The sequence below is a fragment of the Hamadaea flava genome, assembly GCF_024172085.1.
GTDB classification, from domain to species: domain Bacteria; phylum Actinomycetota; class Actinomycetes; order Mycobacteriales; family Micromonosporaceae; genus Hamadaea; species Hamadaea flava.
The window spans coordinates 1,640,926-1,654,556 of sequence record NZ_JAMZDZ010000001.1 but is presented as its reverse complement, the minus strand read 5'-3'; the positions used below and the strand labels follow the sequence as shown (position 1 = coordinate 1,654,556).

13 protein-coding genes are annotated in these 13,631 nt (G+C 69.0%); 6 read left to right on the top strand and 7 right to left on the bottom strand.

The genetic code is table 11. The features are described 5' to 3' along the window. Positions 1 to 7 precede the first annotated feature (7 nt). Positions 8 to 3,946 carry a S8 family serine peptidase gene (locus HDA40_RS07920; RefSeq protein WP_253753475.1) on the top strand — a complete coding sequence of 1,313 codons (3,939 nt, stop codon included), beginning with the start codon at positions 8 to 10 and terminating at the stop codon, positions 3,944 to 3,946. 7 nt (positions 3,947 to 3,953) lie between these two features. Here the strand turns inward: HDA40_RS07920 and HDA40_RS07915 are convergent, their stop codons facing one another. From HDA40_RS07915 to HDA40_RS07900, 4 genes are read right to left on the bottom strand one after another with little or no spacing between them, the layout of a single operon-like run. Further along, a complete protein-coding gene (locus HDA40_RS07915; protein WP_253753474.1) occupies positions 3,954 to 4,649 on the bottom strand; it encodes a helix-turn-helix domain-containing protein in 696 nt (231 codons plus the stop codon). Then, the gene (locus HDA40_RS07910) at positions 4,649 to 5,620 is read right to left on the bottom strand and encodes a LuxR C-terminal-related transcriptional regulator (RefSeq protein WP_253753473.1); all 972 of its coding nucleotides are present in this window, start codon (positions 5,618 to 5,620) and stop codon (positions 4,649 to 4,651) included. The genes HDA40_RS07915 and HDA40_RS07910 overlap by 1 nt, the downstream gene beginning before the upstream one ends. Positions 5,621 to 5,674: 54 nt before the next feature. After that, a complete protein-coding gene (locus tag HDA40_RS07905) occupies positions 5,675 to 5,947 on the bottom strand; it encodes a hypothetical protein (protein ID WP_253753472.1) in 273 nt (90 codons plus the stop codon). A 22-nt stretch (positions 5,948 to 5,969) separates the two neighbouring features. Further along, on the bottom strand, positions 5,970 to 6,758 hold the full coding sequence (locus HDA40_RS07900; RefSeq protein ID WP_253753471.1) for a helix-turn-helix domain-containing protein: 789 nt from the start codon (positions 6,756 to 6,758) through the stop codon (positions 5,970 to 5,972). An 89-nt stretch (positions 6,759 to 6,847) separates the two neighbouring features. Here HDA40_RS07900 and HDA40_RS07895 point away from each other — a divergent pair, with 89 nt between their 5' ends. After that, positions 6,848 to 7,288, top strand: a complete 441-nt coding sequence (locus tag HDA40_RS07895) for a nuclear transport factor 2 family protein (protein ID WP_253753470.1) — start codon at positions 6,848 to 6,850, stop codon at positions 7,286 to 7,288. A gap of 16 nt (positions 7,289 to 7,304) precedes the next feature. Here HDA40_RS07895 and HDA40_RS07890 read toward each other — a convergent pair whose 3' ends face one another. Together HDA40_RS07890 and mraY are read right to left on the bottom strand one after the other, a co-directional pair. Next, complete coding sequence (locus HDA40_RS07890) at positions 7,305 to 7,481, bottom strand: hypothetical protein (protein ID WP_253753469.1); 177 nt, start codon at positions 7,479 to 7,481, stop codon at positions 7,305 to 7,307. 72 nt (positions 7,482 to 7,553) lie between these two features. Continuing rightward, positions 7,554 to 8,651, bottom strand: coding sequence for a phospho-N-acetylmuramoyl-pentapeptide-transferase (mraY, locus tag HDA40_RS07885; RefSeq protein ID WP_253753467.1), 1,098 nt, complete (start codon positions 8,649 to 8,651; stop codon positions 7,554 to 7,556). Between the two features lie 210 nt (positions 8,652 to 8,861). On the opposite strand from mraY, the gene HDA40_RS07880 reads away from it, so the two are divergent. The 4 genes from HDA40_RS07880 (at position 8,862) to HDA40_RS07865 (ending at position 12,857) form a co-directional block, all read left to right on the top strand. Further along, positions 8,862 to 9,260 (top strand): hypothetical protein, encoded by a 399-nt coding sequence (locus tag HDA40_RS07880; RefSeq protein ID WP_253753466.1) that lies wholly within the window; start codon positions 8,862 to 8,864, stop codon positions 9,258 to 9,260. Between the two features lie 102 nt (positions 9,261 to 9,362). After that, a complete protein-coding gene (locus tag HDA40_RS07875) occupies positions 9,363 to 9,818 on the top strand; it encodes a hypothetical protein (protein ID WP_253753465.1) in 456 nt (151 codons plus the stop codon). Beyond that, the gene (locus HDA40_RS07870) at positions 9,815 to 10,108 is read left to right on the top strand and encodes a transcriptional regulator (protein WP_253753464.1); all 294 of its coding nucleotides are present in this window, start codon (positions 9,815 to 9,817) and stop codon (positions 10,106 to 10,108) included. The genes HDA40_RS07875 and HDA40_RS07870 overlap by 4 nt, the downstream gene beginning before the upstream one ends. A 439-nt stretch (positions 10,109 to 10,547) precedes the next feature. Then, positions 10,548 to 12,857 (top strand): transglycosylase domain-containing protein, encoded by a 2,310-nt coding sequence (locus HDA40_RS07865; protein ID WP_253753463.1) that lies wholly within the window; start codon positions 10,548 to 10,550, stop codon positions 12,855 to 12,857. Here the strand turns inward: HDA40_RS07865 and HDA40_RS07860 are convergent. Continuing rightward, complete coding sequence (locus HDA40_RS07860) at positions 12,811 to 13,623, bottom strand: hypothetical protein (protein ID WP_253753462.1); 813 nt, start codon at positions 13,621 to 13,623, stop codon at positions 12,811 to 12,813. The two genes, HDA40_RS07865 and HDA40_RS07860, sit on opposite strands and share 47 nt — an antisense overlap. Positions 13,624 to 13,631 lie beyond the last annotated feature (8 nt).

The following is a 13,631-nucleotide window of genomic DNA, read 5'->3' as shown; positions in this document are numbered from 1 at the left end:
AGCGACCATGAGTCCTCGTCGATGGCGACCGCGTGCATACGCGGTCGGCGTGCTCACACTCGGGTTACTGCTGTCCTCCGGCATACCCGGCGTGGCCGTCGCCACCGAGTCCGCCGCACCCACCGGTGCGGCCGCATCTCCCGTCACGTCGTCCACTTCGGGCGGCGCCAAGAAGATCACCCTGATCACCGGCGACGTCGTGACCGTCGAGTCCGGACCCGACGGCCGGATCAAGCCGACGGTCAGCTACGTCGCGCCGCGCCCCGGCGGCGTGCCGACGACGTTCCTGGAAGGCCGGGAGAACGGGGCCTTCCACGTCTACCCCTCGGACGCGCTCAAACTGGTCGGATCGGGCCTGCTCGACGCGCGGCTGTTCGACGTCGAGTATCTGGCGAAGGCCGGCTACACCGACGACCGGATCTCCGGGCTGCCGCTGATCCTGCAGTACCCGAAGTCCCCGTCGATCGACAGCCGGGGCAAGCAGTCCTCCCCGGACGCGGCGTCCCTGGCCGCCAAGACCGACGCGTTGCCCGGCACCGAGGCGGTACGCGGCATGCCCAGCATCGCCGCCGCGGCCACCCGGATCGATCGTGCGAAGTCCAAGGACCTGTGGAGCAGCCTCCGGTCGGCCACCGGGGTGCAGAAGGTCTGGCTGGACGCGCAGGCGACCGCGACGCTCGACCAGAGCGTGCCGCAGATCGGCGCGCCCGAGGCGTGGGCGGCCGGCTTCACCGGGGCCGGTGTCAAGGTGGCCATCTTGGACACCGGGATCGACCTGACGCACCCCGACCTGCAGGGCAAGGTGCTGGCGAGCCAGTCCTTCGTGCCGGGCGAGGACGTGCAGGACGGCCACGGCCACGGCACCCACGTCGCCTCGACCATCACCGGCAGCGGCGCGGCGTCCGGCGGCAAGTACAAGGGCGTGGCCCCGGGCGCGCAGCTGCTCATCGGCAAGGTGCTCGACAACTACGGCGGCGGCGACTACTCGTGGATCGTCGCGGGGATGGAATGGGCCGCCGCGAACGGCGCCAAGGTCATCAGCATGAGCCTGGGCGGCACGGACACCCCCGGCGACGACCCGCTGGAACAGGCGGTCGCCGACCTGTCGCAGCGTTACGGCGTCCTGTTCGTCGTCGCGGCCGGCAACAACTGGTACGCCAAGACCATCGGCACGCCGGGATCATCCCCGGCGGCCCTGACGGTGGCCGCCGTCGACAAGCAGGACGCGATGGCGTACTTCTCGTCCCGTGGCCCGGCGCCCGGTGAGCTGAACGCGAAGCCGGACATCTCGGCACCCGGCGTCGACATCGTCGCCGCGCACTCGTCGACGGGCGAGATGATGGGCGAGCCCGGCGAGATCTACACCTCGGCGAGTGGCACCTCGATGGCGACCCCGCACGTCGCCGGGGCGGTGGCCATCCTCGCCCAGGAGCATCCGGAGTGGACCGGTCAGCAGCTCAAGGCGGCGCTCACCAGCACCGCCAAGGGCATCGACGCGACCGCGCTGGACACCGGCGCCGGCCGGGTCGACGTCGCGACCGCCACCAAGCAAGGCGTACGCGCGTCGGGCAACCTCGACTTCGGCGCGATCGGCGCTCCCTACACCGCTCCGGTCAACCGGACGCTGACCTACACCAACGACACCGACACCGACGTCTCGCTCAGCCTGACGTCGACGTTCTCGATGAGCGTCTCGACACCTGCCCCGGCCGGGATGCTCACCCTCGGCCGGGACACCGTGGTGGTCCCGGCACACGGAACCGCCGATGTCGGCGTCACCTTCGACGTGACCAAGCCGGGCCTCGACACCTGGTACCACGGCGTGATCGTGGCGACCGGGTCCGGGGACACGGTGCGTACGGCCGTCGGCGGGCTCAAGGCGCCCGACCGGAACACCCTGCAGGTTCGGATCATCCCGCCGGCCGGCGCGGTCGACTTCAGCCCAGGCGGTTTCCTGCTCTCGCGGGTCGACGCGCGTACCGACCTCGACATCCAGATCCCGTTGAACGGCGCCCAGACCATGAGCGCCGCCGTGTACACCGGCAAGTGGAGCGTCAACGGCACCGCCTCGTGGCGGGACGCGGCCGGGGACGTGCACTTCCTGCCGATCGCCGAGCCGGAGATCACCGTCGACAGCGACAAGACGGTCACGCTGGATCTGCGCAAGGCGACCGAGGTGACCGTCAAGACGCCGAAGACGGCGGTGGTGCACGAGATGCTGCCGGGCTTCGAGCGCGTCTCGGCGGGTGGCAACGTCGTCTACCTGGGCGGCAACATCGGCGCCGGCCAGCATCTGTGGTCACTGCCGTCGGGCAAGGCCACCCTCGGCTCGTTCGTCCAGTCGGTGCAGGTGCGGATGGGCGTACCACTGCTGACCATGACCGCGAGCAAGCTGACGATCACGCCGTACTACTCGGCAGTGAGTCCGGACGAGGTCCCGATGATCGACGGGAAGCAGTCCCTCATCACGGTCGTCGCCGGCCACGGCACCGCCGAGGATCTGTCCAAGGTGGACGTCCGAGGCAAGCTCGCCCTGGTGAACCTGTCCGACCTCTGCACGGTTCAAGCCTGTGAGGGCGATCCGGCGGAGCGGCTGAAGGGCGTCGCCGCGGCCGGTGCGACCGCCATCATGGTCTACCTCGACCAGTTGCGGCCGATCTGGTGGTACAGCGCGTTCGCCTGGGTCGCCGTGCCGGTCGTGACGGTCAACGCCGAGCAGGGCAAGGCGCTGGAGCAGGCCACGCGTACGCGCCCCGTCACTGTGCAGTCCACCGGCACGCTGCTCAGCCCGTACCAGTACCAGCTGAAGTTCTACCAGAAGGGGCGGATCCCAGGACCGCTGCACTACACCGTCACCAAGCGCGACGTGGCCGAGGTGAACGCCCAGTTCGGCTACGACTACCCGAAAGGTCAGTGGACCGGCTACACCTACGCCCAACTGTCCGGCCACCAGGACATCCCGTCGGCCTGGCCGACCCGGTTCGTCCTGCCCCTGCACGCGAACCTCACGCAGTACTTCGGCCCGGTCGGTAAGGACCTCGTCTGGAACCGGACCTACCACCGGTACACGACCGGCGACTCCAACCCGCCCACGCTCAAGTACTCCAACGCGCAGTACAAGACGACGGTGTACCCGAGCGCGGGCCCGGTGGCCGAGACCTGGGGTACGCAGCCGTTCGCCACGGGCACCCGGGTCGGGCCGAAGACCGAGCCCTGGAACGGAGCCTGTTCGGTCTGCCGGGCCGGTGACGCCATCTCGGTGGTGCACCAGCTGGCCGACGTCGAAGGCAGCAACACCGTGACCTCCTGGGTGCGCGGCGAGAACCAGACCCAGACCGAGCGCCTGCGGCTGTTCCGGGGTGACCAGGAGATCGCCTTGGAGAAGCTGCCCGACTGGCTCCTCCGGGGCTACAGCGATCCGCTGTTCCGGCTCGCGCCGGAGTCGGCGACCTATCGGATGACCAGTGAATACACCACCGATCTGCCGGCCGAATACCAGAAGTACGCCCGCACGGTGAATACCGAGTGGACGTTCACCTCGGCCCGGCCGACCCAGACGGAGGTCAACAGCTGCAACCTGACGCTGGCGGGCTACGGTCCCTGCTCCGGCGTGAACCTGCTGTACCTGCGGTACGACGGTCACCTGGACGGCCTCAACACGGCCAAGGCCGGCTCCGTCCAGCGCCTGACCATCACCGGCTACCACGATCTCGGCTACACCAACACGACTCCGCTCCGGAAGATCACGGTGGAGCTGAGCTATGACGGCGGCCGGACGTGGCGTACCGCCTCGACCACGCCCACCCGTACGGGGGAGCAGGTCGCGACGGTCCGCTACCCGCAGCTCGACCAGACCGACGGGACGGTCTCGCTGCGGGTGTCGGCCACCGACACCGACGGAAACACCATCGTTCAGACGATCCCAGCGGCGTACGGCTTGCGCTGACGCACGATCAGCCGGGGCGGCCTTGTGCAGAGGCCGCCCCGGCACGCATCGCCGCCTGCACGCCCGCCTGGAACCGGGTGGTCGCGCCGAGCTGCCGATGGAACTCGGCGATGCGCCGCTGAACCGTCCGCGGCCCGACCCCGAGGTGCCGGGCGATCGCGGCGTCGGTCGCCCCGGCCAGCAGCAGTTCCGCCACCTCCGGGTCGACGGCGCTCAGCACCCGATCCGGGTCCGCCTGCGACCACAGCGCCTCGAACAACGCGCCGGTCGCGTCCAGCAAGGCCCCCGAATAGGAGACGATGACGGTCTCGGGGTTCGTCACGATCACGGCGAACCGATGATCCGCGAGGTAAGCGGTCACCGGCACCGTCGGCAGACTCCGGCAGCCGGGATCGGCCGGGTCCGGCTCGACTGTCACGATTCGGTGGGCGATCTCCGTGCCCGGCCGCCAGGCCCCCGGCCCCACCAAAGCGCGAAGCTCGGTCCGCACCTTGGCCTGGGCCTGCGCGATGCGTTCGGCCACGACCCGGGGGCCGGTCACCACGCTGACGGCGCAATCTCCGTCCAGATGCATGCGGTACGCCTTGGCCAGCGACTCGATTCGGTCAGCCAATCGGCGCAGCTCGTCGGCATCGGCGGCTTCGAGCAGATGGGCCGCGACCTCGGGGGCGAGACCCTCAGCTCCGTCTGACGTGCCCGTCATCACGCGACCGCCGGGGCGAGCCAGCCCCACTGCGCCGCCCGGTATCCCGCCTCATACCGTGACTGCGCACCGAGTTTGGTCTTCAACCGCTGTACGCGTTCCCGGATCGTGCGTTCGTGCGTACCGAGATGTTCGGCGATCTCGTGATCGGCCATCCCCAATGCCAGCAGCGACACCAGTTCCCGCTCGGCGGCGGTCGGCTCCGACGCCTCGGCGGCCCACGAGGCGTAGCTCGACAGTGGAATCGCCTGTTCCCAGTGCGCCTCGAACAACGCGCTCAACATCGCGAGCACGGTCGGCTCCCGGATGAGGAGCGCCCGGCGGGGCGCCTGCGGGGCGGCCCGGATGAGCACCGCCACCGACTCGTCGATCAGATACATCTTCAGCGGAATGTCGCCGACCCGTGCCTCCTCGCCGCGATTCAGCGAACGCACGAGTTCCACCGGATCCTGCAGTACGCCGAACGCCGAACGATCGTAGAGAATGCGATAGCGGATGCCCTCGGCCATGTTGGCGTTCTGCACCGGATCGTCCAGCGGCGGAGTGGCGATGCCGACATAGGGCGGCCGATCCCAGCCGCGTACCTGTTCGACCGCCTCGTACTGCAATTCGATGTTGAGCCGCCGGATGGCGGCGGGGTCCTCGACGACCTCGAACAAGTCGTCCCGCAGGGCCAAGGCGCTGGCCTCGACCGCCTGCACGATCAGCTGATGGCGATGAGCGGCCAGCTCTTGGGCGTACCGGTGGTAGAGCGGCGCGAGCGAAGCGTCCGGCGGCACGGCGGCGATCCGCACCGGCGAGGTCTGCTGCCAGGCGACGAGCCCGAGCGTGACAAGCCTCCGGACCATGGTCTGCGTGTTGGGCCCTCCGTGTGCTGACGCCGCCAGCTGCTCCAAGGTCATCGGCGGGTGGCACACGATGTGTTCGTACAGGGCCTCCAATTGCTCGTCGAACCCTAAACTGATCAACATCTTTAAGAGTATGAGGTGATCATTCTCGTGTGGACAACCATCGTCCCAGCCGGACTACACACCGCCGAGGCGTCGGCGGATCTCACCCTCGAAGTCGTCGTACGCGGCGAGGACGTCCTCGATGTCGAGCTGCGGAGGCAGGTCGTCGGGGCGTTGCCGGGCCAGCAGGTACTCCACGGTGGCGGTCACCACGCGGGTGCCGTCCGCCGCGAACAAGTCGGTGACGGCGGGCGAAGCCCGCACCAAGATCGTCACCGGGCCGTCCTCGTGCGGAATCTCGACGAGGTGGCGGCCGTCGTCAAGTTCCTCGATCTGCGTCTCCGCCATGATCAGAGCCTACACAAGCGGCCTACGCGCGGGTCCGACCTGCGGTGTCCGGCTGTGTGAAGTACGCCGCGCTGTCGTCGTCCATCGGGTAGTACGACTCGATCGAGACCTCGTCCAGCGTGATGTCCAGCGGAGTGCCGAAGGAGGTGGTCGTGGAGAACAGACGGATCTCCCGGCCACCGAATCGGAAGATCATCGGGATGGCGATCTCGGCAGTGCTGGTCCGTTCCTCCCCTTCACTGAACGGGGACCCGAGGTACTCCTCGAAGAGCGCCAGCAGTTCGGGTGACGGGGCACGGGCGAGCTGACGGGCCAGCCGCGCCCGGAGCACCGACCGGACCTCGGCCAGGTTGACGAGGTAGGGCGCGAGCCCGCGGTCGTCGAATCCGAGTCGCAGCATGTTGACCGGCGGCTGCAGCAGGTCCGGGGCGGCGTACGCGAGGAACGGGTCGAGTGCCCGATTGGCCAGCAGGATGTTCCAGCCGCGGTCGACCACCAGAGCCGGATAGGGCTCGTGCGCCCGCACCACCCGGCCGATCGCCTCCCACGCGGCCGACAGCCGTTCCCCGGTGAGCGGGCGTTCGGCGTACCGGGGGGCGAAGCCGGCGGCGAGCAGCAGCCGATTGCGTTCCCGCAGCGGCACGTCGAGGTGTTCGGCCAGCCGGATGATCATGTCGGCGCTCGGCTGCGACTTGCCGGTCTCCACCAGGCTCACGTGACGTGACGACACGTTTGCCGCGATCGCCAGATCGAGCTGGCTGAGCCGTCGCCGATGCCGCCACTCGCGCAGGAGTTCGCCCACGGTGTGCACGACGGCCGATGCTACGTCCGCCGTCGGGCGTACGCCATGAAATGCGATGTCATCGACAGCCCGCCGGTGGGACGGCAACACTGCACGCCATGACCACACAGACGACCACACAGGTGACCACACAGACGACCACACAGACCGGGTACGCCGACAACAAGACCATCGTCCAGCAGGCGCTGACCGCGCTCGTCGCGACGGGCGACGTCGAGGCGCTGGCGCAGTCCCTCAATGACGACTTCGTCCATCACCGGCCGGACGGACACGACTCCACCAAGACGGAATGGCTCGCCGCCGTACGCGCCGCGCTCGTCCCGCTCGACGGCATGCAGGTCGAGATCGAGCACCTGTTCGCCGACGGCGACCACGTCATGATGCACTCCCGCCGCCGGTTGCCGGGGGACGAACCGGGCATCGTCGTCGTCGACATCTGGCGTGTCCAGGACGGACTCATCGCCGAAGCCTGGGAGATCATCGAGCCGCTGACCGAGGCGGACGCCCACCTGACCTGGTGGGCCCCGGCCGGTCGTTGACCGTACGCCAGGGGCGTCAGTCGTCTTCCTCCGCCGCCCGGTGGATGTCCTCGGCGATGGCGGCGGCGTCCCAGCCACCCTCGCCGCCGCCGTCGCGCCAGGCGGCCACCGCTTCCTCGGCGTCCTCCTCGTCCCAGTCGTACTCCCGGACCAGGGTTTTCGCGACGAGCCGGTCCAGCGCGAGATCGTCCATGTCGAGCCACTCTAGCGGCCTGGCCGCCGAACACCCGGCCCCGACCGGCCAGGACGCGGCCCGGCGAGAGAGTCAGGGCAGCCGGCCGAGGAACTCTCCGTAGAACAGGCCCAGCGCGGCGACCACTCCGGCGCCGGCGATGATCCAGAACCGGGTCACGATGGTGACCTCGTGCCAGCCGACCATCTCGAAGTGATGATGCAGCGGCGACAAGCGGAACACCCGACGCTTGGTCGTCTTGTACGACGTGTACTGGATGATCCGCGACATCGTGATGATGACGAAGAGTCCGGCCAGGATCGGCAATAGGAGCACGGTCCGCGTCGCGACGGCCTCTCCGGCGATGAGCCCGCCCAGGGCCATGGAACCGGTGTCGCCCATGATGATCCGAGCCGGTGACGTGTTCCACCACAGGAAGCCCAGCAAGGCGCCGGCGGCGGCGCCGGCCACGAGAGCTGTCTCCAGCGGATCGCGAGCCTCATAACAGATGGCCGCGTTCGCCGCCGGATCCGCGCACCAGTGCTGATACTGCCAGAACGAGATCAACCCGTACGCGCTCAGCACCACGATCGACGTGCCGGTGGCCAAGCCGTCCAGGCCGTCGGTGAGGTTCACGGCGTTGGTCGACGCCATGACGATCGCGATGAACACGACGACTGCGCCGACCGTGCCGACGTCCAGCCAGCTGATCTCGCGGACGAACGACAGCCGCGTACTGCCCACCGACAGACCGGCCGTACTCGGGAAGCCCAGTGCGACGACGCCGAACCCGGTGCCAACGGCCAGTTGCAGGACCAGCTTCCAGCGCCCGCTCAGCCCGGCGGTGTTCTTCTTCGTGACCTTCAGGAAGTCGTCGACGAACCCGATGCCGCCGCAGAACACCATCAGGCCCAGCAGCACGAAACCCGTCATCGTGGGACCTGGCGGGACGATCTGCGCGTCCGGCAGCACGTTCATCACCAGGTGCCCGACCATGTACGCGAGCACGGTGCCGATCACGAAGACGAGGCCGCCCATCGTCGGCGTACCCCGTTTGACCTGGTGCGCTTCGGGGTTCACGTCCCGGATCGGCTGACCGGCCCGCAGCTTGACCAGGGTCCGGGCCGCGAACGGGGTGCACAGCAGCGCGAACACGAAGGCCACGGCCGCCGCTGCGACGGAGGAGATCACCGGTGCATACCTCCTGATGAGGGCGTCTCAAGATCGCGAGTCGCCAGCATACGACTAGACGCCCGGGGCTGCCGAGGGGTTGCCGCTGCGGCGGCTGCGGGGTGATCGGTGTCAGGAGGCGTGACAGAGCTACGACAGAGCGGTGACAGGGCGGCGGCCGATCGTAGTCGCATCAGAGAACGACGAACCGCCGACACAGGAGGCACCGAAATGTCCATCACCTTCACCACTCAGGACAAGCAGACCCTGCGGACCGCCGCGTACGGCGCGGTGTCGCTGCTGGCGGCGGCCGGTGCGGCCGGCGGCTCGCCGCACAAGATCGCCACGAACGGTTCGATCGCCTTGGCCTCGGCCACCGGCCCGGTCGGGCATGTGCTGGCGGAGAAGAAGGGCGGCATGGACCTGAGTGGCAAGTCGGTCGCCGAGCTGGCCGACCGGGTGCTGCCGGCGCTGACCGAGGCGATGAGCCTGCTGACGGCGCAGGCTCCGGCCGAGGCCGCCAACTACCGGGAGATCGTGCTGCTGGCGGTGGAGTCAGCGGTCGGCGGGCAGGCCAGTCCGACGGTGGCCGACATGACCCGCAAGATCACCGCAGCCCTGGACGCCTGAGGACGATTCGGGTGCCCCCGCCGACCCGGCCGGGGCACCCGATGATCATCGTCACAGAACGCATCTAGTTTCCATCTGGAAACTAGATGCTACATTGTCGCCATGAACGAACAGCCCCTCTCGCCGCAAGCCGCCCTCGACGCCGTCCATTCGGCTCGGGCCGCCGGCGATCCGCTCAACCCGCCCAACTGGTACGCGCCGGTCAGCCTCGGCCTGCTCGTCGGTGGTGTCGCCGTAGCCGGGCTGGCCTCGTTCGCCCGCAACCCCGTACGCATGGCGGGCGGCATCCTCGGCATCACGCTGTTCGTCGCCTGGATCGCCCTGACGCTGTACGCCGTCCGCACGTGGCGGCGGCAGGGTTACATCCCGCGCGACGCGCAACCGGCCGGGCTGCTCGCCGCGCCCCGAGCTCGGCAGGCGGTGACGATTCCGCTGGCGACCGCGGCGGTGGTGGCGCTGATCGCCGGGCTGGCCGGGGTCGGCTGGGCGCTCGGTGTGGCCTGCCTGCTCAGCGCGACCGCGGTGGCGCTGACCGGGATCCGGCGCGCGTCCTCGTGACCGGCTTCGACGAAGCGTTCGCGACGCTCCCGCGCTTGAAGGTCGCGGCCTTCCTGTCCGGCTGCGAACAGGCGGACTTCCTCACGATCGCCGAGCGCTGTGACCTCGCCGGCCCCACCCTGTCCAAGGCCATCGTGGCCCTCGAGGAACTCGGCTATCTGCAGGTGGAGAAGGGATACGTCGGGCGGCGCCCACGTACCTGGGTTCGCCTCTCCCCAGCTGGAACAACGGCGTTCACCGCCCACCTGGCCGCGGTACGCGGGCTCGCCGAGTCCGCCACCGAGGCGTGACCAGGTTGCGCCGCCCAGCTGTGACCAGCGCCTTGTCATAATGATCTTGGCGGCAACCTCCCGGCGGCGAAATCGCGTCGTAGAAAAGGGCGGTGGCGAATCAGGCCGCACAGGAACGGAAGCGGTGTGACAGATGACGATGTACGGCGACCAGGATCATTCGCAGACTCCAGCGGATGACGACGGCCCCGCACGGGGACAGGCACACGTAGGGTCGGCCTCGGTCCCAGGCTCGATCCCAGCTTCCGTCCCCGGTCCGGTCCCGGGCTCAGTTCCCGGCTCACCTCCGGGCTCTGTTCCGGGTACCGTCCCGGCCGCGACGGGACGGGCCTCGGTCGGCCGGGCGAACGTACCCGGATCGGCCGGGCGCGCCTCGGTTCCCGCCGCCCCCGTCCCCCCGACCGGCCGGGCGAGCGTACGGCCGGCGGGTCCTGGTGCGGTGGGCGGGCCGGATGACCGGGAACGAGTGGGCGGCGCCCAGTCTCGGCGTACCTCGCCAGACGGGAAGCCAGACGGGAGGACGGACGGGAAGTCGGCGGGAAAGCCGGGCGGGAAGGCGAAGAAGGCCCGGCGTACCAAGATTCTGCTCGCGTCGTTCGCGGCTCTGCTCATCGTCTTCGGCGGTGGCGCGATCGCCACGACGTACTACTTCGACAGCGTCGACGAGTTCCTGCCCGAGAACTTCAAGACCGCGCAGACGACGATGATCATGGATGTCGACGGTAAGCAGATCGCCCAGCTCGGCACCGCGAACCGGATCAACGTCCCGATGAACCTCATTCCCGAGAAGTCGCGGCTGGCCCTGATCGCCGGTGAGGACAAGGACTTCTTCGACCACCACGGGGTGTCCTACACGGGCATCATGCGGGCCGCCTGGAAGAACCTGACCAGCGACGAGTCGCAGGGTGGTTCGACGATCACCCAGCAGTACATCAAGATCGCGACCGATCAGGCCCAGATCTCGTACGCCCGGAAGCTGCGTGAGGCGGTTCTCGCCCGCAAGCTGGAGGACAAGTACGACAAGAACACGATCATGGGCTTCTACCTCAACACCATCGACTTCGGCCGGGGCGCCGTCGGGGTGGAGAAGGCGGCACAGGCGTACTTCGGCAAGGGCGCCAAGGATTTGACGGTCGCCGAGGCGGCCGTGCTCGGCGCGGTCATCCGCGACCCGTACGACGACGGCGGCAAGCTGAGCATCTACGACCCGGAGGGGCACCCGGACACGGCCAAGGGTCGCTGGGGCTACGTGCTCGACAACATGGTCGAGAAGAAGTGGATCACGCCGGAGGAACGCGCGCAGCAGCAGTTCCCGCAGGTCCGCAAGTACGCGACCGTCACCACCTCGGCCGAGTGGGGGATCAAGGTCCAGCCGGGCTCGCCGGCCGGCACGGCGACCGGCAATGTCATCAATTACGTGTACGAGGAGCTGAAGGCGCAGGGCATCGAGCCGCAGGAACTCAAGACGGGCGGCTACCGGGTCACGACCACGATCGACGCGGAGGCGCAGAAGCGGCTCGAAGCGGCGGCGCGGCCCGATCTGAAGGGCTCCGAACTCTACGGCCGCAAGATCGTCACCGATCCGAAGAAGAAGCAGGATCTGGAGTCGGCCGGCGTGGTCATCGACCACACCAACGGCCGCGTGATGGCGTACTACGGCGGCCTCGACGGCACCGCGATCGACCTGGCCGGGCTGAACACTCAGGGTGGCGCGCTGGTCGGCGGGCACCCGCCGGGCTCGTCGATGAAGATCTACACGCTCGCCGCGGCGCTGGAAGCTGGGGCGTCGCTGCAGAGCCGGTGGAAGGCCAAGCCGGACAAGTCGCTCAACCTGGGCAACGCCGGCTGGTCCAACCCGAGTTGCGGCGACTACTGCACGCTCGAGTTCAGCTTCATGAAGTCGTACAACGTGCCGTTCTACTGGGTCGCCCGGCAGATCGGCCCCGGCAAGGTCGTGAAGATGGCGTACCAGGCCGGTGTCCGCTATATGTGGAACAACGACAACATCGAGAGCCTGTCCGCCAAGGGCGTCCAGACCGACGCGTCGCGTACGCCGTTCGACCGCCAGGTCGGCTTCGGCCAGTACGGCATCACGGTGCTCGACCACGCGACCGGCGTCGCCACGATCGCCAACGGCGGGGTCTACAACAAGCCGCACTTCGTGCTGAAGGTCGAGAAGAAGGACCCGGACACCGGCAAGTACGAGCCGGTGCAGGGCAAGGGGGAGAAGCTCGACGCCAAGCAGGTCATCAACCGCCGTGTCGCCAACGACGTCAGCTACGCCATGGAGAAGGTCTTCACCGATCACGGCTGGTCGGGCGCGCAGGACGGCCGCCAGGTCGCCGCCAAGACCGGCACGTGGGAGGGGGCCACGGTCGACAAGAACGGCAACTGGCAACCCAGCACCTCCAACGCCCACGCCTGGGTCGTCGGCTTCACCAAGCAGTTCTCGGTCGCCATCTGGACCGGCAACGCGGCCGGTTCCTACCCGGTGCTCGACCCGAAGACCGGCAAGACCATCAACTCCGGCAGCACGCCGTATCGGGTCTGGTCGGAGTTCGTCAAGGACTACAGCGACGCGAAGAAGCTGCCGAAGCAGAAGCTGGCCGACCCGTCGCGCTACGGATCGGACGGCGTGCAGTTCGCCAACGGGGTGTCGCCGACGCCGATCACGCCGACCACGCCCGCCTGCATCCCGATGGTCAACTGCGCGACGGAGACGCCGAACCCGACGGCGCCGCCGACGTGATCGTCCCGCGTACGCGAGGCCGGAGAACGAACGCGGTGGCCAACGCGGCGGCAGTGCCCGCCGCGAAGGCCGCCGGTCCGCCCAGCCGTTCGACGAGCAGCGCGACCACGAAGCAGAAGATCGCGAACCCGGGCAGGCCGCGCAGGACTCCCGCGAGGATGGCCACGGCGGTGGCCGGACCGGCCTGAGCCAGGGCGAACGCCGCCACGACACTGGTCGCGATCGGAAAGGGCGCCAGTACGCCGGTCATCTCCGGCCCGAGCGCCGACGCCGCCGTGGTCAGCGTGACGACGAGCAGCCCGGTCGCGACGGCTCGGCTGGGCAGGTCCCACCAGCGAGGCTGGACCGCGACCGGTGCGTCGGCCCGCCGTCGGGAGAGGATGTACCAGCAGACGGCGTCGACCGACAGTGCCAGCAGCAGCCCGCCGACCGGACCGACGTGGACCTGCGCCATGAGTACGCCGCCGGTGAGGCAGGCGACCCAGGTCACGCCCAGCACGACCGGCCACGGCAGGTACGCGCAGAGCACCGAGAACAGCAACGCGAAGCCGCCGAGGACGGCGATGCCCCGCAGGGAGGCGCTCGCCGCTTCGGCCGCGAACCGGTCGCCGTGGTCGAGCCAGCTGAACAGCAGGATGGGTCCGGCCACGATGGGCAGGGAGACCAGGACGCCGGCGATCGCGGCGCCCCACCGGCGGCCGGCGAGCGTGGAGCCGACGACCAGGGTGGGGGCGAGGATCAGTTTGGCCAGGAGCACAGCAGTCATCGCGTTGA

Excerpts from the sequence above, each read along its gene's own strand:
- HDA40_RS07910 (WP_253753473.1), bottom strand. The coding sequence starts at position 5,620 with ATGTTGATCAGTTTAGGGTTCGACGAGCAATTGGAGGCCCTGTACGAA.
- HDA40_RS07920 (WP_253753475.1), top strand. The coding sequence starts at position 8 with ATGAGTCCTCGTCGATGGCGACCGCGTGCATACGCGGTCGGCGTGCTC.
- HDA40_RS07875 (WP_253753465.1), top strand. The coding sequence starts at position 9,363 with ATGAACGAACAGCCCCTCTCGCCGCAAGCCGCCCTCGACGCCGTCCAT.
- HDA40_RS07905 (WP_253753472.1), bottom strand. The coding sequence starts at position 5,947 with ATGGCGGAGACGCAGATCGAGGAACTTGACGACGGCCGCCACCTCGTC.
- HDA40_RS07895 (WP_253753470.1), top strand. The coding sequence starts at position 6,848 with ATGACCACACAGACGACCACACAGGTGACCACACAGACGACCACACAG.
- HDA40_RS07880 (WP_253753466.1), top strand. The coding sequence starts at position 8,862 with ATGTCCATCACCTTCACCACTCAGGACAAGCAGACCCTGCGGACCGCC.
- HDA40_RS07860 (WP_253753462.1), bottom strand. The coding sequence starts at position 13,623 with ATGACTGCTGTGCTCCTGGCCAAACTGATCCTCGCCCCCACCCTGGTC.
- HDA40_RS07915 (WP_253753474.1), bottom strand. The coding sequence starts at position 4,649 with ATGACGGGCACGTCAGACGGAGCTGAGGGTCTCGCCCCCGAGGTCGCG.
- HDA40_RS07890 (WP_253753469.1), bottom strand. The coding sequence starts at position 7,481 with ATGGACGATCTCGCGCTGGACCGGCTCGTCGCGAAAACCCTGGTCCGG.